The sequence below is a fragment of the Rhizobium sp. AN68 genome (assembly GCF_030758035.1).
Taxonomy (GTDB): domain Bacteria; phylum Pseudomonadota; class Alphaproteobacteria; order Rhizobiales; family Rhizobiaceae; genus Agrobacterium; species Agrobacterium tumefaciens.
Window position 1 is genome coordinate 535,556 of record NZ_JARWMI010000003.1, and the last position, 20,266, is coordinate 555,821.

At 59.1% G+C, this 20,266-nt stretch carries 15 protein-coding genes and 1 pseudogene; 10 read left to right on the forward strand and 6 right to left on the reverse strand.

What is annotated here, in order from left to right; translation table 11 throughout:
- Window positions 1-46: 46 nt before the first annotated feature.
- The 4 genes from glyS (at window position 47) to RBH71_RS15625 (ending at window position 3,387) form a co-directional block, all read left to right on the forward strand.
- A complete protein-coding gene (gene glyS / locus RBH71_RS15610) occupies window positions 47-2,200 on the forward strand; it encodes a glycine--tRNA ligase subunit beta (RefSeq protein ID WP_003515188.1) in 2,154 nt (717 codons plus the stop codon).
- Between the two features lie 98 nt (window positions 2,201-2,298).
- Window positions 2,299-2,586, forward strand: coding sequence for a type II toxin-antitoxin system RelE/ParE family toxin (locus tag RBH71_RS15615; RefSeq protein WP_416349577.1), 288 nt, complete (start codon window positions 2,299-2,301; stop codon window positions 2,584-2,586).
- 1 nt (window position 2,587) lies between these two features.
- Window positions 2,588-2,902: a DNA-binding protein gene (locus tag RBH71_RS15620; protein WP_003515190.1), complete on the forward strand. Its 315-nt coding sequence runs from the start codon at window positions 2,588-2,590 to the stop codon at window positions 2,900-2,902.
- Entirely contained in the window at window positions 2,902-3,387 is a 486-nt protein-coding gene (locus tag RBH71_RS15625) for a DUF523 domain-containing protein (protein WP_003515191.1), read from the forward strand. Before RBH71_RS15620 ends, RBH71_RS15625 begins: the two co-directional genes overlap by 1 nt.
- Before the next feature lie 58 nt (window positions 3,388-3,445).
- Here RBH71_RS15625 and RBH71_RS15630 read toward each other — a convergent pair whose 3' ends face one another.
- The 3 genes from RBH71_RS15630 to purD all read right to left on the reverse strand — a co-directional run bounded on the left by RBH71_RS15630 (window position 3,446) and on the right by purD (window position 7,538).
- Window positions 3,446-5,269, reverse strand: coding sequence for a methyl-accepting chemotaxis protein (locus RBH71_RS15630; RefSeq protein WP_003515192.1), 1,824 nt, complete (start codon window positions 5,267-5,269; stop codon window positions 3,446-3,448).
- Between the two features lie 327 nt (window positions 5,270-5,596).
- Entirely contained in the window at window positions 5,597-6,109 is a 513-nt protein-coding gene (locus RBH71_RS15635) for a plant virulence effector HPE1-like domain-containing protein (protein WP_013635527.1), read from the reverse strand.
- A gap of 157 nt (window positions 6,110-6,266) precedes the next feature.
- Entirely contained in the window at window positions 6,267-7,538 is a 1,272-nt protein-coding gene (gene purD, locus RBH71_RS15640; protein WP_323687409.1) for a phosphoribosylamine--glycine ligase, read from the reverse strand.
- Window positions 7,539-7,739: 201 nt separating this feature from the next.
- On the opposite strand from purD, the gene RBH71_RS15645 reads away from it, so the two are divergent.
- The 4 genes from RBH71_RS15645 (at window position 7,740) to ubiA (ending at window position 13,597) form a co-directional block, all read left to right on the forward strand.
- Entirely contained in the window at window positions 7,740-10,064 is a 2,325-nt protein-coding gene (locus RBH71_RS15645) for a Tex family protein (RefSeq protein WP_003515195.1), read from the forward strand.
- 167 nt (window positions 10,065-10,231) lie between these two features.
- Entirely contained in the window at window positions 10,232-11,488 is a 1,257-nt protein-coding gene (locus RBH71_RS15650) for an SAM-dependent methyltransferase (protein WP_003515197.1), read from the forward strand.
- Between the two features lie 234 nt (window positions 11,489-11,722).
- Window positions 11,723-12,523 (forward strand): MipA/OmpV family protein, encoded by an 801-nt coding sequence (locus tag RBH71_RS15655; protein ID WP_003515199.1) that lies wholly within the window; start codon window positions 11,723-11,725, stop codon window positions 12,521-12,523.
- Window positions 12,524-12,643: 120 nt separating this feature from the next.
- Window positions 12,644-13,597 (forward strand): 4-hydroxybenzoate octaprenyltransferase, encoded by a 954-nt coding sequence (ubiA, locus tag RBH71_RS15660; RefSeq protein ID WP_003515201.1) that lies wholly within the window; start codon window positions 12,644-12,646, stop codon window positions 13,595-13,597.
- Window positions 13,598-13,674: 77 nt separating this feature from the next.
- Here the strand turns inward: ubiA and RBH71_RS15665 are convergent, their stop codons facing one another.
- Window positions 13,675-14,241: a DUF6101 family protein gene (locus RBH71_RS15665; protein ID WP_003515202.1), complete on the reverse strand. Its 567-nt coding sequence runs from the start codon at window positions 14,239-14,241 to the stop codon at window positions 13,675-13,677.
- 366 nt (window positions 14,242-14,607) lie between these two features.
- Here RBH71_RS15665 and RBH71_RS15670 point away from each other — a divergent pair, with 366 nt between their 5' ends.
- A complete protein-coding gene (locus RBH71_RS15670) occupies window positions 14,608-17,046 on the forward strand; it encodes a DUF1217 domain-containing protein (protein ID WP_323687410.1) in 2,439 nt (812 codons plus the stop codon).
- Between the two features lie 80 nt (window positions 17,047-17,126).
- Here the strand turns inward: RBH71_RS15670 and RBH71_RS15675 are convergent.
- Window positions 17,127-18,078 (reverse strand): annotated as a pseudogene (locus tag RBH71_RS15675) (LysR substrate-binding domain-containing protein).
- A gap of 204 nt (window positions 18,079-18,282) precedes the next feature.
- Between RBH71_RS15675 and RBH71_RS15680 the strand changes: the two are divergent.
- On the forward strand, window positions 18,283-18,576 hold the full coding sequence (locus tag RBH71_RS15680) for a DUF1127 domain-containing protein (protein WP_003515205.1): 294 nt from the start codon (window positions 18,283-18,285) through the stop codon (window positions 18,574-18,576).
- A gap of 207 nt (window positions 18,577-18,783) precedes the next feature.
- On the opposite strand, the gene RBH71_RS15685 is transcribed toward RBH71_RS15680, so the two are convergent.
- Window positions 18,784-20,157 (reverse strand): glutamate--cysteine ligase, encoded by a 1,374-nt coding sequence (locus tag RBH71_RS15685; RefSeq protein WP_003515206.1) that lies wholly within the window; start codon window positions 20,155-20,157, stop codon window positions 18,784-18,786.
- Window positions 20,158-20,266: the final 109 nt, after the last annotated feature.

Consider the following 20,266-nt stretch of genomic DNA (forward strand, 5'->3'; position numbering starts at 1 on the left):
GCTAAGTCCGCGACACTCTTTTGCAACAGATTAAAGTCCTTATCCCATGCCCGATCTTCTGCTTGAACTTCGCTCCGAGGAAATCCCCGCACGCATGCAGCGCAAGGCGGCGGGCGATCTGAAGAAACTCGTCACTGACGCCTTGGTGGAGAGAGGGCTGACCTATGAGGGTGCGCGCGAATATTGGACGCCGCGCCGCCTGACGCTGGATATTCGCGGCCTCAATGCCCGCTCCGCCGATGTGCGTGAGGAAAAGAAGGGTCCGCGCACCGATGCCAACGAAAAGGCGATTGAGGGCTTTCTGCGCGGCGCTGGCCTTAATGATGTCTCCGAAGCTCAGGTCGTTTCCGATCCGAAGAAAGGCGATTTCTACATCGCCATCATCAACAAGCCCGGCCGCCCGGCGGAAGAGATCATCGCCGAGGTGATGCCCGGCATCATCCGCTCCTTCCCCTGGCCGAAATCCATGCGCTCCGGCCCGGCCTCCATGCCGAAGGGTTCCAGCTATGCCGGCATCGAAGGCAAGGGCTCGGAGAGCCTGCGCTGGGTGCGCCCGCTGCAATCCATCGTCTGCCTGTTCGGCCCCGAACATGACGAAACCCAGGTCATTCCCTTTGTCATCGACGGCATCGTCGCTGGCAACGTCACCTATGGCCACCGTTTCCATGCGCCGGGTCCGATCACCGTGCGCCGTTTCGAGGATTATGTCTCCAGCCTTGAAAAGGCGAAGGTCATTCTCGATGCCGACCGCCGCAAGGATATCATCCTGCACGATGCCAAGGATCTGGCATTTGCCAACGGCCTTGAGCTGGTGGAAGACGAAGGCCTGCTGGAAGAAGTCTCCGGCCTCGTCGAATGGCCGCAGGTGCTGATGGGCACTTTCGAGGAGGATTATCTGCAGATCCCGGCGGAAATCATCCGGCTGACCATCAAGACCAACCAGAAGTGTTTCGTCACCCGCAATCAGGGTGCGGAAGAGGGTCTTTCCAACCGCTTCATCCTCATCTCGAACATCGAGGCAAGCGACGGCGGCAAGGAAATCATCCATGGCAACGGCAAGGTCGTCCGCGCCCGCCTGTCGGATGCCCGCCATTTCTGGAACCGTGACCAGGGCGATCTGCCCGATCTGGAGACGCTCAAGGATTCGGCTGCGAAATTTGGCCTCGATCTCAAGAAGCCGCTCGACCAGCGCATGGCCAAGCTCGATGCGCTGAACGTTACCTTCCATGCCAAGCTCGGCACTCAAGGGCAGCGTGTGGCGCGCATTCGCGAACTGGCCAAGGCTCTGGCCCCCGTCGTCGGTGCCGATGCTGCTCTGGTGGACCGCGCCGTGGTGCTGGCGAAAGCCGACCTGCGCACCGAAGCCGTCGGCGAATTCCCCGAGCTTCAGGGCCTGATGGGCCGAAAATACGCAACCTTGCAGGGCGAAAACGAAAGTGTCGCCGCGGCGATCGAGGATCACTACAAGCCGCAGGGTCCCTCCGACCGCCTGCCAGCCGACAAGGTGGCGATCACGGTTGCTCTCGCCGACAAACTCGACACGCTCGTCGGCTTCTGGGCCATCGATGAAAAGCCTACCGGTTCGAAGGATCCCTTCGCACTGCGCCGTGCGGCGCTGGGCGTGGTTCGTATTCTGCTTGAAAAGAACGTGCGCCTGCCTCTCTTGAGCGTCGCGAAGGATACTGACCTCCTTTCCTTCTTCCACGACCGCCTGAAGGTCTATCTGCGCGATCTTGGCGCCCGCTACGATCTGATCGATGCAGTCCTGACACCGGAGTCTGACGATCTGCTGATGATCGCCCGCCGTGTCGAGGCGCTGACCGCCTTCATCACCGGCGAAGATGGCCGGAACCTGCTGGCCGGTGCAAAGCGCGCCACCCAGCTTCTGGCCGCAGAGGAAAAGAAGGGCACCGTGGTTGCGAACAGCGTTTCAGAAGAACTGCTGAAGCTCGACGCCGAAAAGGCGCTTTACGCGGCGATCAAGACCGCTTCCGCCGATGCCGCAAAGGCCGTCGAGACGGAAGATTTCCGCTCCGCCATGCAGGCGCTTTCGACGCTTCGCGCGCCCGTCGACAAGTTTTTCGAGGATGTTCTCGTCAACGATGAGGACGCGGCCATCCGCGCAAACCGTCTGGCGCTGTTGAAGGCCATTCGTGAAGCCACCGGAACGGTTGCGGATTTCTCGAAGATTACGGGGTGAGGCAGGGTTGCCAATGGTAATGTTTATGTTACTATTGCTCCATGAAGGTCGTTGAATATCTGGACCCTAACGGATCGAGCCCATTTGAGCGATGGTTCGTGAAGATCGACGCGCGTGCAGCGTCGAAGGTAACGATGGCCGTGACCCGGATGGGGCAGGGCAATCTCTCCAACGTAAAATCCGTTGGCTCCGGTGTTCTCGAATACCGGATCGATTATGGCCCCGGATATCGTGTCTATTTCGGGCGTGACGGTGATGAGCTGGTGATATTGCTGATTGGTGGAACCAAGGCACGGCAGCAGAACGATATCGAAGCGGCCAAGGCCTTTTGGCAGGATTATAAATCCAGGAAGGGCGCCCACAAGGGTGCCGGGATGGGTGATTGACATGGCGCTAACGCGGGAATTCAAACAGACAGTCAAGGCGAGGGCGGAAAAAGACCCAGCCTTCCGGGCGGCTCTCTTGTCGGATGCTGTGGAACTGTTGCTGGAGGGAGATGTCGAAACCGGCAAGTCGGTATTGCGAGATTTCATCAACGCCACGATCGGTTTCGAGACTTTATCCAAACACGTGGATGTGCCTGCGAAAAGCCTGATGCGCATGTTCGGCCCGAAGGGAAATCCCCGGGCCGATAATCTGTTTAGTGTCATTCAAGCGCTTCAGAAGAACTCGGGTATACATCTCGCTGTCGCAGCGGCCTGATGATCACCAAAATCCTAATCAGCGCCTGCCTTCTCGGCCATCCGGTCAGATATGACGGCAAGGGCAAAACTCTCGTCCACCCGGCGATAGACCGCTGGCGGGATGAAGGCAGGCTGGTGATAATCTGTCCGGAAATGGCGGGCGGTATGTCCGTGCCGCGCCCGCCGGCAGAGATCGAGAAGGGAGCTTCCGGTCTCGATGTGATGGAAGGCCGCGCCCGGGTGCTGGAAGTAACCGGCGGCGATGTCACGGCGGAATTTATTGCCGGTGCGGAAAAGGCGTTGGCCCTTGCTAAAGCCAATGGCTGCACGCACGCGCTGTTGATCGACGGCAGCCCGTCCTGCGGATCGGTTGCGATCTATGACGGCTCGTTCTCCGGCATCAAACATGCGGGCAATGGCGTGACGGCGGCGCTGCTTGAAAGAGCGGGAATTGCGGTCTTTTCGCCTGCCGATATCGACCGGCTGGATACTCTGACACGTTGAAACAAAAAACGCCGGAGTTTCCTCCGGCGTTTTCGTTTATCCATCACCTCAGCGTCTATCACCCCGCCATGCGCATCTGCTCTGCCATGCCGTGGAGTTGGTTGCCGGAGGAGACGCGGAAGCCGCGGATGAGGTTCAGCAGCTCTTCGGTATCGACGGCCAGCGCTTCCGCCGAAGCCGTGGTCTCTTCCGCCATCGCCGCATTGTGCTGGGTGGCGACGTCGAGCTGGTTGAGCGATGTGGAGATAGAGCGCAGCGTCGTGTCCTGTTCGGCCGCCGAATGGGCGATCTTGCCGACGATCTCGTTGGCGGATTTGATCTGGTCAGAGATGCGTTTCAGCGCGTCACCGGCTTCGCCTACAAGACGCACGCCGTTTTCCACCTGGTTGGAAGAGCGGGCGATCTGGTCCTTGATCTCCTTGGCGGCGGCGGCAGATTTCTGCGCAAGTTCGCGCACTTCCTGTGCCACCACGGCAAAGCCCTTGCCCGCTTCCCCGGCACGCGCCGCTTCCACGCCCGCATTCAGTGCCAGAAGATTGGTCTGGAAAGCGATGTCGTCAATCACGCCGATGATGTTCGAAATCTGATCGGAAGATTGTTCGATGCCGCTCATCGCCGCAATCGCTTCTTCCACCACCCGGTCGCTGCGCATCGCTTCGGAGCTGACTGTCGTGACGCGTTTGGCGGCGTCGGCTGCACCTTCAGCCGTCTGGCGTACCGCAACCGTCAACTCGTCGAGCGCGGCAGAGGTTTCCTCTAGATTTGCCGCCTGCCGTTCGGTGCGCTGCGAAAGCTCGTTGGAAGCCTTGCGGATTTCTTCCTTCGAGCCGCCGATATCGATGCTCTTGGAATTCACCTTGGCCATGGCGGCGTCGAGATGGGTCAATGCCTCGTTGAAATTGTCGCGCAGCGCGGCGTAACGGTGGCCGAGATCGGCGCAACGCACGGTCAGATCACCGCCGGCGAGTTTTTCCAGCGCCTCGCCAATGGTGGTGACGACACGCGCCTGCAATGCGGCCTCGTCGCGCTGCATGTCGAGGTTGTTCTGGCGCTCGGCGTTGAGCTGCTGCTGCTGTTCTTCCTCCCGGCGCTGCATGGCGTGGCGCTCCCGCACCTTGTCCTGAAGCGAGGCCGTGGCCTTCGCCATCATGCCCACCTCGTTGGTCAGCCCGGTATGGGGTATGGTGAGCGAGACGTTCTCATTGGCGACTTCACCCAGCGCCCTGTGAATGTCGCCGAGCGGCTTCGAGATCCCCCGGATAACGTAGAAGGCGGCGGCAAGTGCCAGCACGAAGATGGCGGCACCGATGGACAGCGCCCTCATCACCTCGCCACGAACCTGGGCATTCAGATCATCGATGTAAACGCCGGTCACGACCACCACCTGCCAGGGCTCAAAAGCAAGGGCGTAGGAGCTTTTGGCGTAGTCATTGCCTTCCATGCCGGGCTTCGGACCGTAGAAATCCGTCTGGCCGCCGCCGTTGCGGCCAAGCCGTACGAGCTCGTCACGATACTGGAAGCCCTTGCTGTCCGGCTTGCCCTTGTAGTTCTCGCCGACACGCTTCGCGTCGGGATGGAATTTCATCGTCACGTCGTAGTCGTAACCGAACAGATAGCCATCCGGGGTGAACCGCATGGCGCTGACGGTGGCGAAGGCCTGCTTCATGGCGTCTTCGTGTGAAAGCGTCCCGGCCTTTTCCTTGTCGTGGAAGGATTGCAGGATGGAAATGGCGGATTGCACCTGTGTCCGCAGCATGCCGTAGCGTTCTTCATAGATCGCGTCGGTGGCGGATTTCAGCTGGTAAAACGTTGCTGCTGCGAAGGCGGCCATAAGGGCCACCACGAGCACGATCAGCTGACGGGAAATGGAAAGATTCTTCATGGGCGCTCACAAGCTTTTGCGTCGCGAGCCGGAAAAAGCCGCGCGCTGCCGAAGTTTCGAAAATGGGAAGGCGCCTGATGCGCTGTGATCAGCCTGAAAGCGAAAGTCCGCTCCAAGCCCTCATGTCGTGCTGCATCGCACTATGAGGTCACTTAGCGGCAAAAAATTTGAATAAATATTTAATTAGCAAAAGCTTTATGAGCGTGCTTGGCAGAATAATGGATGCATAATTTATTATTCACCGGATGGTTGCCGTGCACTTCGAAAAATGCAGCGATGACGCGATTATTTGACTTTTGTCATCAAAGACGCCGCCGACACTGTCGGTCAATTGCCGCGCAATTTGAAATCCTGGAAATCGGGTGCCGCCATTGCTGATGCGCTTGACGGTGCCGTGGCATTGGCCGCCGAAATTGTCTTCGTCGCTGCCGTGGTCGCGGTCATGTCTATGCCTGCTGGCGTGGCTGCCGTTTCCTGGGGGGGAGTGCCAGCTTCACCCTCATCATAGGTGGCAATTGCGGTGCCGGGGGTTTCCTGCGGCATCCAAGCGGGATTGGTGCTGACGAAGGTGACGGGCGCGCCGCCAAGCCAGGCCTCGGTGCGCACCAGCGTGCGCTTACCCTCGATTTCACGCATTTCCGTGTGCTGCGTGCCCGGCTCGATGGAGGGGATGGCAAAGCCCTCGGGGGCAGGGTTGTCCTTCACGGGCTGGCAGCGGGCGCAGTCGAGACGAACGAAGCTGCCATTGCTGGTGTGGGTGCCGTTTACATATTCGATGGAAGACGCCATCGCAGACCCGCCGGTCAGCGCGACAACCGCTGTCAAAAGAAGACGACGCATCGAAAAACCCCCGAAATGACGGCGTAGCCTCACGATCGAGACAGAATGCGCCCTTCAATGTTCGGCAGATATTATCGGTCTTTCGTTTCCATCAGGTCAGCAAACTTGGTAAAAATTGAGCGAAATCTGCGCTCGGGCCGCTGTATGCCTTGAATGGTCAGACTTTTTCGCGCGCCACGGCCTGCCAGCCGATATCGCGACGGCAGAAGCCGTTTTCCCATTCCACCTTGGCCGCCAGCGAATAGGCGCGCGCCTGCGCTTCCGTCACGTTCTTGCCAAAGGCGGTGACGTTCAGCACGCGTCCGCCCGTCGCCACCAGTCTGCCGTCCTTCAGCGCCGTCCCGGCATGGAACACCTTTGCCTCTTCGCTGGCATCGGGAATATGGGCGATGGGCGTGTTCTTGTCGTAGGCACCGGGGTAACCCTTGGAAGCTAGAACAACCGTCAGCGCCGCATCGTCGCGCCATTCCGCTTCTACCTTGTCCAGCGTGCCGGTAGCAGTGGCGTAGAGAATCGGCAGCAGGTCGCTCTTGAGGCGCATCATCAGCACCTGACATTCCGGATCGCCGAAACGCACATTGTATTCGATCAGCTCGGGGCCTTTGGCGGTGATCATCAGACCGGCGAAAAATACGCCGGAGAAGGGATTGCCGTCTTTCGCCATGCCAGAAATCGTCGGTTCGATGATTTCTTTCATGGTGCGCTCCACCATGGCTGGTGTCATCACCGGGGCGGGGGAATAGGCGCCCATGCCGCCGGTGTTGGGGCCGGTGTCGCCATCACCCACGCGCTTGTGGTCCTGGGCTGTTGCCAACGCCAGCGCGGTTTTGCCATCGGAAAGGCAGAAGAAACTGGCTTCCTCACCGTCGAGGAAAGCTTCCACCACAACCTCGGCGCCGGCAGCGCCAAAAGCGCCGTCGAAACAGTCGTCGATGGCGGCAAGCGCTTCCGCCTCGCTCATGGCAACCGTTACGCCCTTGCCGGCGGCAAGCCCGTCGGCCTTGATGACGATGGGTGCGCCCTGTTCACGGACATATTGCTTTGCGGGTTCGGCGGTCTTGAAACGCTGATAAGCCCCGGTTGGAATATCGTAACGGGCGCATAGATCCTTCGTGAACCCCTTGGAACCCTCAAGCTGAGCGGCTGCTTTCGAAGGCCCGAAGGTGGCAATATCAGCCGCACGCAGATCATCTGCCAGACCGGCAACCAGCGGCGCTTCCGGTCCGACGACGACGAAGTCGATCGCCTTTTCCCTGGCAAAGGCGATAACGGCGGCGTGGTCTTCCACGTCAAGCGAAACGAGTGTCGCATGGTCGGCGATGCCGGGATTGCCGGGAGCGGCATAAAGTTCATCGAGCAGGGGAGACTGGGCGATTTTCCACGCCAGCGCATGTTCGCGTCCGCCGGAACCGATCAACAGAACTTTCATGGTCAACACCCCTGCAAATTCGCCTGTAACCTTGTTTGAGGGGCGTTAAGGGCAGGGGGGCGAAAGGTCAAGGAGAAAGCGCCTCAAATGCCCGTCTTTCCCTCGAACTCAGCCTTTCCTGTGGAATCGTTGCCGCCTCTTGTTGTCACGCCACAATCAGACATTATGTTCGCCGCTCCAGATGTGACATCAGAGAACCCCATGACCGCAGATAATGCCCGCCTCGCCACGCTCATCGCCTCCGAAATCAACGCCCGCGCCGATCAGGTGAAGGCGGCAGTGGCGTTGCTGGACGAGGGAGCGACCGTGCCCTTCATCGCCCGTTACCGCAAGGAAGCGACGGGAGGGCTGGATGATACCCAGCTTCGAACGCTTGCCGAACGCCTCGTCTATCTGCGTGAACTCAATGCGCGCCGCGCCTCCATTGTTGATACCATCAACGGTCAAGGCAAGATGACGGACGCCCTGATGGTCAAGATCATGCAGGCGGGCACCAAGGCGGAGCTGGAAGACCTTTATCTGCCCTACAAGCCGAAGCGCCGCACCCGCGCCGAAATCGCCCGCGAGCGCGGTCTCGGTCCGCTGGCCGAAGCGATCTGGGCAAACCGCGCAGCCGATCCGGCAAAGCTTGGCGAGGCCTATGTGCAGGGCGAGGTGGCGGATGTGAAGGCAGCGCTTGAAGGCGCGCGTGACATCGTGGCGGAAACCATGACGGAAAACGCCGATCTTCTTGGACGCCTGCGCGACTATATGCGCCAGAACGCCATTTTCCGCGCCAAGGTGGTCGACGGCAAGCAGGCGGCAGGCGAAAAATTCTCCGATTATTTCGATCATTTCGAGCGCTGGGCGACAGTGCCGGGACACCGCGCGCTGGCCATGCTGCGCGGCTGGAACGAGGAAATTCTGACGCTGACCATCGATGTCGATGCGGATGATCCCTCTCCGGTCAAACCCGCGCAGCGTACCGTCGCGGCCGCCTTCGATATCCGCAATGCCGGCCCCGCCGATCAATGGTTGATGGAAGTGGCAGGCTGGACTTGGCGGGTGAAGCTCTCCATGTCGCTTTCGCTCGATCTCATGCGCGAATTGCGCGAACGTGCGGAGGAAGAGGCGATCAACGTTTTCGCCCGCAATCTCAAGGATTTGCTGCTGGCCGCACCGGCGGGCTCACGCGCCACCATGGGGCTCGATCCGGGCATCCGCACCGGCGTCAAGGTGGCCGTGGTGGATGGCACCGGCAAGCTGCTCGACACCACGACGGTCTATCCCTTTCAGCCGAGGAACGACGTGCGCGGCGCGCAGGCGGAACTCGCCATGCTCATCCGCAAGCACAATGTCGAGCTGATCGCCATCGGCAACGGCACGGGCAGCCGTGAGACGGAAAAGCTGGTCGCCGATCTGCTGACACAGATGCCGGCTTTGGCTTCCGGCGCAAAGCCCACCAAGGTCATCGTTTCGGAGGCGGGCGCGTCAGTCTATTCCGCGTCGGAACGGGCGGCGGCGGAATTCCCCAATCTCGATGTGTCCCTGCGTGGCGCGGTATCCATCGCCCGCCGCCTTCAGGACCCGCTGGCCGAACTGGTGAAGATCGAGCCGAAATCCATCGGCGTCGGGCAGTATCAGCACGATGTCGATCAGGGCCGTCTCAGCCGTTCACTCGACGCGGTCGTGGAAGATGCGGTGAATGCCGTCGGTGTCGATCTCAATACCGCCTCCTCGCCGCTTCTGGCGCGGGTTTCCGGCCTCGGTGCTTCGATTGCCGATGCCATCGTCGCACACCGCGACCAGACCGGCCCCTTTGCCAGCCGCAAGGAGCTGTTGAAGGTGCCGCGCCTCGGCCAGCGCACCTTCGAGCAATGCGCCGGCTTTCTGCGTATTCCCAACGGCAAGGAACCGCTGGATTCGTCCTCCGTGCACCCCGAAGCCTATGGCGTTGCGAATAAGATCGTTGCCGCCTGCGGTCGCGACCTGCGCACGCTGATGGGTGACAGCGCCACGCTGAAGGGGCTTGATCCGAAGCGCTTCATCGACGAACAATTCGGCCTGCCCACCGTAAAGGACATCATCGCCGAACTGGAAAAGCCCGGCCGAGACCCGCGCCCAAGCTTCAAGACGGCGACCTTTGCTGACGGCGTGGACGAGATCACCGATCTGAAACCGGGCATGTTGCTGGAAGGTACCGTCACCAATGTCGCCGCCTTCGGCGCTTTCGTGGATATCGGTGTGCATCAGGACGGGCTCGTGCATGTCTCGCAGCTGGCCGACCGTTTCGTGAAAGACCCGCATGAGGTCGTGAAAGCGGGTGATGTCGTCAAGGTCCGTGTCGTGGAAGTGGATGTGAAGCGCAAGCGTATTGCCCTCACCATGCGCAAGGACGGCGGCGAGGCGGCACCCCAGCCAATGCGCGAAAAGGGCAATGCGGGCGCCATGCGCCACGCGAATTCCAAACCGCAGGGACACAACGAAGGGTCGCAATCCGGTGGTGCTCTTGCTGCGGCTCTGGCCGAAGCGATGAAGCGACGCTGACCTCCGGTTGAAATGATTTCTATGGAAAAGCCCTGCCGGAAACCCCGGTGGGGCTTTTTGCTTGATGAAATCGTTCAATTTTTTTGAAATAAGACTATCTTGAAACTTGTGCCGAAAGGAATACGGTCAGAAAAATTGATAAGTGAGACTTAGCAATTGGGGGTGCCATGGCGTCGTCTCTGCATGTTCTTCTCGAAAAGATAATCAAGAACGGTAATCTTGTCGTCAATAGCCCGGGTGGTAGCCGTACATTTGGTAACGGTACCGGAACAAGGGTGGTTCTGAATTTCACCGACGAAGCTGCCATGCAGGAGATCGCTGCCGATCCTGCGCTGAAACTCGCCGAAATTTATATGGAAGGCCGTATGCAGGTCGTCGAGGGCGACATCTACGACTTTCTGGCGCTGGTTAAAAGCAACACGCTAAGCGAGGCGCTGTCCTTCGGCATGGTTTGGCGTGGTATGGCCCGCATCATCGCCGCCCGCATCAGGATGCATCTGCCGGTAAACCACAACAAGAGCAACGTCGCCCATCACTACGATCTGAGCGCCAAGCTGTTCGACATCTTCCTTGATGAGGACTGGCAATATTCCTGCGCCTATTTCAATCCGCCGGGCATCAGCCTTTATGAGGCGCAGGTCGCCAAGAAGCGGCACATCGCTGCCAAGCTGATGACGGAGCCGGGCCAGAGCGTACTGGAGATCGGATCCGGCTGGGGCGGCATGGCGATGTATATTGCCGAAAGTGCGGGTGCCGATGTGACCGGGATCACGCTCAGCGAGGAGCAACTGCGCGTTTCCCGCGACCGTGCAGCAAAACGTGGGCTTGCCGGCAATGTTCGTTTCGAATTGCAGGACTACCGTTACCTGCCTGCCTCGAAGAAATTCGACCGTATCGTCTCGGTCGGCATGTTCGAACATGTCGGGCCGACCCATTACCGCGATTATTTCGACAAGGTGGCGGAGGTTCTGGACGACAAGGGCGTGATGGTGCTGCATTCCATCGGCCAGCCCAGTCCGGCACTGGCGACCAATCCCTTCATCGAAAAATATATTTTCCCCGGTGGTTACATCCCCTCGCTTGCCGAGGTGCTGCCAGCCATCCAGAAGTCGGGGCTGCTGGTGAAGGATATCGAAATCCTGCCCATGCATTATGCGCATACGCTGCGGCACTGGCGCGAACGTTTCGTGGCGCGCAAGGCAGAGGCCGTAGCACTTTATGACGAGCGTTTCTTCCGCATGTGGGAATTTTATCTAGCGGGGTCCGAAATGGCCTTTACCCACGAAAATTTTCATATTTTCCAGATCCAGCTCGCCAAGGATCGCGACGCCGTTCCGCATAATCGCGATTACATTGCCCGCAACGAGGAAAAGCTGCTGGAGTTCGAAAAGACGCGGCCGCCGCTTGAGAAGGTTATGTTCTAAGGCTTGTCCATTCGCCACCGTCATGTCGGACCTGATCTGGCATCCAGCCAGCCCAAGTCCTCGGGCTGAAAGAAGGCTTCCTGCCGCGCAGACGCGCGACGGCTGAATTCCGGCTCAGGGCCGGAATGTCGGAAGATCTAATCGCCGCCTTCTCGCGCTGGTTAATGGAATGGAAACGGAATCCCTCTAATTCTACGCTTACCTGTTTGTATTGCGTTTCCTGGGGTTATTTTCATGTTCAAGCCATCAGCGGCCGTCGCCGCTTGTGTTTTATCGCTTTTTGCCGTCGGTAACGCCCATGCCGATGGCTGGTTTTCCGGCGACTGGTATTTGAAGCTCGGCGGTTCGGGTTTTTCTGCGCCGAAATATCAGGGCGACAACAAGAACGAATTCGGCTTTTCGCCCATCATTTCTCTCGGCCGTCAGGGTCAGGGCGCGCGTTTCACCTCGCGCAACGACAGCGCCTCGATCTCGCTGCTGGACAATGGCCCGATCAGCATGGGTCTTGCGGGAAAGCTGGTGTCTCCGCGTGACCAGAAGGATTCGGCCGATCTGAAAGGCATGACCCGCATCAAGCGCGGCGGCGAGCTTGGCGGTTTCGCCGAGGCTTATCCCACCGACTGGCTGCGTATTCGCGGCGAAGCCCGTCAGGGCATCCGCAGCCATAGCGGCGTGGTCGCCGATCTCTCGGCCGACGTCTTCACCGATATCGCCCCCGGTATCCAGATTTCCGCCGGCCCGCGCGCCACATGGGTCAGCAGCAAATACAATGAACGCTATTACGGCGTGAGCGCCGCGCAGACAGCGGCCGGCGCGCCATCGCCCTACAGCCCCGGCGGCGGCCTGCATTCCGCCGGCGTCGGCGCCGCCATCACCTGGAAAGTCACGGAAGCCGCTGAAGTTGGTTCCTTCGCCGAATATCGCCGCCTGACGGGCGATGCCGCCGACAGCTCGCTGGTGCGGGAGCGCGGCTCCAAGAACCAGTTCGTCGTCGGCGTCCAGGCAAGCTACAAGTTCGGCTTCACGCTGCCCTGAGGCGCGGCGAATATGCCCACCCCAAGCCCCGCCGCGAAAGCGTTGCGGGGCTTTTTTGTGTCTGCGGCCAAGTGCTGAAATCGATTCCGATTCGCCTGCCGATGCTGTAGAACCATCCCCATGGTTCACCACAGCGATTTGTCAGACCGCGTCTCCGACGCACCATCCAACAACTGGGTCTATCGGATTTTGCCGAGACCCCTCTGGCCCTATGCGCAGCTGGCAAGATGGGACCGCCCCATCGGCTGGCAATTGCTCATGTGGCCATGTTTCTGGTCCGCAGCACTCGCGGCCAATGCCGCGGTAGCAAGCGGCGGTTTTTCCTGGGGCACGCTGATCTGGCATTTGGCGCTGTTTTTCATCGGATCGGTGGCGATGCGCGGTGCAGGCTGCACCTATAACGATCTTGCGGACCACAAGATCGACATGGCCGTGGCGCGCACGCGCTCGCGGCCGCTGCCATCTGGTCGCGTGAGCAGGGCGCAGGCGAAGGTCTTCATCGTGTTGCAGGCGCTCGCCGGACTCGTGGTGCTGTTGCAGTTCAACGGATTTGCGATTGCCACCGGCATATTCTCGCTGGTCTTCGTGGCAATCTATCCCTTCGCCAAGCGCTTCACCAACTGGCCGCAATTTTTTCTCGGCCTTGCCTTTTCCTGGGGTGCGCTGATGGGCTGGGCCGGGCAGTTCGGGTCCATCGCCTGGCCTGCTGTCCTGCTTTATGTCGGCTCCATCGCCTGGACGATCGGTTATGATACAATCTATGCCCATCAGGACAAGGAAGACGACACGGCAGTGGGCATCGGTTCAACTGCGCTGCTGTTTGGAGACAACACACATCGCTGGCTGGTTTTTCTTTATGGCACAGCCCTTGTCATGATCGCCCTGTCCTTCTGGGGAGCGGGCGTTAACCTGATCGCCTATAGCGGCCTTGCCGCCGCCGCCATCATGCTTTTCCGGCAGGTCTGGGTGCTCGATATCGACGACGTGGCGCAATGCCTTGTGCTGTTTAAATCCAACAACCGCGTCGGCGTGCTGATTTTCGCCGGCCTCATTCTGCCGCTTCTGTTGGCGTGAGGTTGTTGAAAGGTAGATGCAAAAAAGCCCGGCCGCGATATCCGCGCCGGGCTTTTTATTGTTTTGTCTGAAGATTATCAGCTGCGGGCGATGATTTCCTTGCCCTCGATCTTCATGCTCATGCCGAGAGAACCGGTGGAGCGGCGCACGAGGAAGCGCGGGCGACGATCCGCGAAATAGGAGTGCCGGCGACGGGGGCGGCTGTTCTTGGTGCGCACCTTGCCGAGATGTTCTTCCAGCGGACGGGCGACGCCATCGGCCTCCACCATCAGCATCGGAATGCGGTAGGCTTCCGACCAGCTGCGCCAGTCGGCGGCGATATCGCAAAGATCATGGGCGACGAGAAGTGGAACGCAAAGTTCCGGATCGTCGTGGTGAAGCTCCAGCGTCACCGTCACCTGTCCATCACCATGGTCGATGGCGCGGGCGGCAACGCCCTTGAAAGCGCGGGCTGGCAGGGCGAAGGACAAAGGCAGGCCGGAAGAGGACAGGACCTTTCGCAGAACGGCGCCCCGTTCATCGAGCGTGACGGCAACATCGGTTGCGCCATTGCCCCTGCCATAGGTGACCTGTTGCGGAAAACGTGCCGGGTCGAGTCTGAGTGTGGCGACGGCCCAGTCGGGCTTCAGAACGGTCTTGGTCATGTTTATTCTACCCTTGTTTTACCTGAGAGCCGGTTTCCGGTCTTCTCATCGGGACTTTTCGTCCTCTGATGTCAGGAGAATATCCGCCGCATGTTCGAGACTGCTTAAAAATCGCGGTTAAGAAAACTTTGCATTCCCAAATGGTTAGCAAAACCCACCGTGGCATGGTTTCGCTGAGGTAAAGCCGATTGAGACAATGCGATTTTTCTCGGTCCCGAAACTGTGCTCTTTCAAGCTCCGGGCAAGGCGCGTCATGCACAGTCGCGCCAAGGCCTGCCGTGCGTCCGGATGGAGGTGTGGTGGGCGAATTCAAAACCGGAGCCGGCCGTATCCAGCGTGATGCGCGGTGCTCCAGGGGGCATTCGCATGGTATCGACTTTTCTGAGCTACGACCTCATCAACCGCGATATGAAGGCAAGCATTTCACGCGTGTCGCAGCAGGGGATCGTCGAGCGGCAGACGAAATATTACAAGGAAAACATCGGCAATGTAAAAAGCGTCGACGAGTTCCTCAATAACTACCAGCTCTATTCCTATGCCATGGATGCCTTCGGTCTCGGCGAGATGACCTACGCCAAGGCCTTCATGAAGAAGGTGCTGGAAAGCGACCTGAACGACCAGAACAGCTTTGCCAACAAGCTGACCGATGAACGTTATCGCGAATTTGCCGCATCCTTCAACTTCACGCAGTCCACGACCACGGTGCAGACGGAGGCGCAGCTCGACAAGATGATCGGGCTTTACGACACCTCGATCACCAACCTCGATGACAGCCTGTCCGAAGAAACCCGTTATTATAAGGCGATCATCGGAACGGTCACGAACGTCGACCAGCTGCTTCAGAACGATAGAACCCGCGCCTACATCTTCGAGGTCTTCAGCATTGATGAGAAGACCTACAGCTATTCCCACATCAAGGGATTGATGACGAGCGATATCGATGACCCGAACAGCTATCTGAACCAGAAGTTCGGCGCGGCCTATTCCGCTGCCGTGGAAAAGCTTACGACCAAGGGCAATATCGAGTTGCATGGGGATGTGACGGATCGGATAACGGCCATCGATACCGCGCTGGCTGATACCACGCTGACCGCCGAACAGCGAACCGCCCTTGAAACAGAGAAAACCACCCGGCAGGATCAGCTCACCCAGCTTGAAGCCGTGCTGCCGCCGAAGGACCAGTGGGCGGCGACCCTTGCCTCCATCACGGCGGAGCAGACCCAGCTCTCCAATACCGTCTCGCAATATAATACGATGGCGCAGATGGCCCAGGCTTTCGAATTTGCCAATGACGGTAGCGTTGCGGCCGGCCAGGCGCAGACGGCCGACAACGTCAAGATCCTGACCCAGGCCTATGTAGGCAGTGCCCCGCGTGTGACCCCGACCGTTGCCACCTTGAACAGGGATTATTTCAGATCGAAGATCGGTTCGATCAAGACCGTCGATGAGTTAATGGCAGACCCGCGTCTGGTGAATTACATCAAGGTCGCATTCGACCTGAATGACTTGACCATAGTCAATGCGACGATCGAGAACATTTTGACCAGCGATCTCAGCGATCCCAACAACTATATCGCCAAGTTCGGCAATGGCGACAAACGTTACATCGCATTGCGCGAAGCGTTCAATTTCAAGGCGGATGGAACGCTGCCGGACGGCACGGCACCACAGACGACGACCCAGACCGTTACCACGACCAACGGGTACATGAACCATTATAACGACAAGGACGAAGCCGCTGACGAAAACGCTTTGAAGCTGTTCAAGAGCGATATTGCCAACGTCAAATCCGTTGCGGACTTCCTGGAAAGCAGCGCGGTTTACACCTATGCGCTCAAGGCGGTCGGCCTCGATCCGACGAAGGTGAATATTGCGGACGTTCGTAGAGCCTTGACCAGCGACCTGCTGGACAAGAAGAGCTACGTTTATGCGCTGAAAGACGACCGTTACGTCAAACTCGCGGAACTCTTCAACTTCAAGTCTGACGGATCGCCAGGCTCTCCGGTTCTTGCGCAGTCCGAACTTGAAATTCAGAGCATGTCGGTCGACTACATCAAGAAGAAATCAGCCTTCGGAACAGACCAGGAAAAGGAAGCCGCCAAGAAGGAGGCGGAATTTTTCCGTTCGGAGCTACAGAAGGTCAAGACGCTCAGCGATTTTCTGGGGAATGATCGCCTGACGAAATTCGCGATGGAATCGCTTGGCATCGACCCGACGAAGGTCACCAAGGACCAGCTGCAAAAAATGTTCACGTCCAATCTGGATGACAAGGACAGCTATCTCAACAAGGAGATGGACCCGGCTTTTCGCCGTCTCGTCACCGCGTTCAATTTCGACACGGACGGTAATATCCTGCGCGAGGATCGAAGCTCCATCCAGACGCGTCGCGGCCTCTACGAGACGCTGGACAATTATCTGACGCAGACGCTGGAGACGCAGGCAGGTGAAGAAAATGCGGGCGTGCGTCTGGCGCTCTATTTCAAGCGAATGGCGGCGGGAACAACGTCCTATTACTCCATTCTTGCCGACACCGCGATCCAGAACTTCATCACGACCACCTTTGGCATTCCCGATGAACTCGGCAATGCCGGGGTCGATACGCAGGTGGCGATGATGAAGAAATATTTCGACATCGAGGACTTTCAGGACCCCGATAAGGTCAAGAAGCTGATCGCCCGTTTTACCATCATGTACGACGACAAGCAGAACACCACCAACCCGATCATGATGCTGTTCAACGGCAGCGGCTCGGTGGGCATCAGCGGCGACACGCTGCTGGCTGTCGCATCGCTGCGTGCGCGGTAGGTTGCAACGCGAAGACGGACGATGGAAAGGCCGAGCTTACCCGGTTAAGGCGTCTCACACGCCCGCATTTGCGCGCCCATTCACCAGCCGGGCAGCATGTGCCCGGCGCGCAGGCGCGGCATCTTCGGGTAGGTCTTCACATCGTTATCCAGCTCATCGGCGACGTTCATCGGAGAGATGTTGTCGAGGCAGGCGGTGATGTGGTCTGTAATGGCGTTCACCAGCGAGGGCGACAGGCCGGGCCGTTTCATCAGGCCGATCTGGACCGGCGGCAGCGGTGGGAAACCGTCCGAGGCGGTCAAAACCTTCATGCCGGTACGCAGCGCCGATTCCGGCAGCACGGAAACCGCCATGCCTGCCAGCACGGCGGCGGCAACCACGGTGGAAGACCAGCTGGTGAACAGCACCTGATAATCCCGCCCGTCGGCATCGAGCGCCGAGCAGGCAAGTTGGCGCCAGTGACAGTCGCGTCGGCCGACAGCCAGCGGCACTGGCGCATCATCCTTCAGCGGATGGTTCGCGGAGGTGACCCAGCAGAGTGGCTCGGTGCGCACGACATCGGAGGAGCGGGCGCGGGGATTGTGGGTGACGAGTGCTATATCCAGCTCGCCGCGCGCCATTTTTTTCGGCAAGGCTCACCGAAGGTTCGCAGACGATGTAAAGCTCGACATTCGGATGCGTCTTGGCGAAACGCCCGATGATCTCTGGCATGTAGCGGTCGGCATAGTCGTCCGGGGTGCCGATACGCAACGTGCCCTCGAGCCTGTTGTCATCGAAGGCCGCAATCGCCTCGTTGTTAAGGCGAATGATGCGGCGGGCATAATTCATCAGTTTCTCGCCCTCGGCCGTCAGGCGGTTGCCGCGCCCGTCCTTTGCAAAGAGCTGTTTGCCGATCCGCTCCTCAAGCCGCCGCATCTGCATGGATACGGCGGATTGCGTCTTGAAAACGCGCTCAGCGGCCTTGGTAAAGCTGCCGGTATCGACAATGGCGATGAAGGTGTGCAGCTGGTCTATGTCGAGAGGTGCGGACATTGATACTCATCCATCAGAATGATTGATGCCTCACATTAGAAACATTCGTTGGACTGATCAATAGTCTTGCGACATTTTGACACCCAGCAAATCAATCTCAACCCCGGGGCGGGCACATCGTCAGGCCCCCAACCCAAGGCAGCTTCCCGCGCACGGTGCGTCGGGAGCGGTGCCGCATCGTGCCGTTACGGAAGGATCATTGTTATGCGCACGGCAGAACGGAAAATGGAACTGGAATTCGCAACCGGCCAGCAGAGCGACACCCTGCGTCGCATCGCTTTCGGTGTTGCTTCCACCGTGAAAACGTTTGTGCAGCGCATCTACAATCGTATCGTCGCAAATGGTCTCACGGAGCTTGACGATCGCCTGCTCGCCGATATCGGGCTGGCGCGCTCGGATGTGACCAACGCGCTCAATACCGGCTTGCTCGAAGATCCGACCGCCCATCTGACCCGCGCCGCACGCACGCGCTCAGTCACGCGGTTCAAGACGCTCTAGGCTTGTGTTCGTGCAATTCCGGCGTACCTCCAGACGCCGGGATTGCTTGCGAACCGATAAGGTTTTCCCCGCAGGGTGATTTGCCAATAACCCTGCCTTTGCCCGGTGTCAGGCCCCTCGGCCGCACCGGGTTTTTTTATGGCAACGCCTTGCCTGTCTTGCGCACTGTCCGGACGCAAAGCCGCTGCGCAGTTTCAGCGAAATGCTTTAATACTGATATTCATCGAATACTGGCAGCACCGTTCCACCCCAGCGGCCGTTATAGAGCGCAAGCAGGTCTTCGGCGAGCGTGGTCTTCTTGGCAAGAACCTCGTCCAGCGAGGACAGGAACACGGTTTCGTCCTGGCCTTCGCCGTTCAGCCGGTTGCGGTTCTTGAGGCCGGTGCGGGAAATGTCGAGCACCTCGCGGGCGAAACCGAGAAGCGGCTTGCCGGCGATCTCCGCCGCCAGCCCCTTGGCCGGCACGGTATTGCGAAGGGCGATGACCTCATCGAAACTCCAGCCGGCTGTCAGCGCATCGGCTGCGTCAAGCGCTTCCTGATTATAGAGAAGGCCGACCCAGAAAGCGGGCAGGGCACAGATGCGTCTCCATGGGCCGCCATCGGCACCGCGCATTTCCAGAAAGCGCTTCAGGCGCACATCGGGGAACAGCGTGGAGAGATGGTTCGTCCAGTCACCCATGGTCGGTTCCCATTCGGCGATTTCACCCTTTAACGCCCCGTTCATGAACTGGCGGAAGGTGACATGGGTGCAATCGTGATACTTGCCGTCGCGCACGATGAAATACATCGGCACATCCAGCGCCCATTCGACATAATCCTTGAAGCCGAAATCGTCATTGAAGGTGAAGGGCAGCACGCCGGAGCGGCGATTGTCGGTATCGCGCCAGATATCGCCGCGCCAGGAAAGCAGGCCGTTCGGCTTGCCTTCGGTAAAGGGCGAGGATGCAAACAGTGCGGTTGCCAGCGACTGGAGCTTCATGGAAACGCGCATCTTCTGGCGCATATCCGCTTCGGAAGAGAAGTCGAGGTTAACCTGAATGGTGCAGGTACGGTACATCATGTCGAGACCCTTGGTCCCGACCTTCGGCATGTAGCGCGTCATGATCGCGTAGCGCGATTTCGGCATGCGCGGTGTTTCGTCATAGCTCCACAGCGGGCTGCCGCCAATGCCGAGAAAACGGATGCCCATCGGCTCCGCCACTTCGCGCAGGGTCGCCAGATGCTGGTTGGATTCCTTGCAGGTCTGATGCAGGTTCTCGAGCGGGGCACCTGACAGTTCGAACTGGCCGCCCGGCTCGATCGATATGGCGCCCATGCCGTGCTGTTCGCCAAGTCCGATGATGTTTTCACCATCCATGATCGGCTCCCAGCCGAGCTTTTCCTGCATGCCCTTCAGCAGAGCGGAAATGCTGGCCTCGCCGAAATAGGGAACCGGCCGGTTGCCCTCGCGGAAAAAGGCGAATTTCTCGTGCTCGGTGCCAATGCGGAAGTCGGCTTCAGCTCTGCAACCGCCGGCCAGATAATCTGTAAGCTCCGTGACGGAGGAGAGGGGTGTCTGGTCGGTCGTATCGCGTGCCATGGCTTACCTTGTTATGACGTCTCTGTTGCGGCGAGGCATATGTGTGGCAGATAGAGCGGGATCGTATCCGGAGGCAAATGAATTTCTTTTAAAGATGCATGAAGCGCAA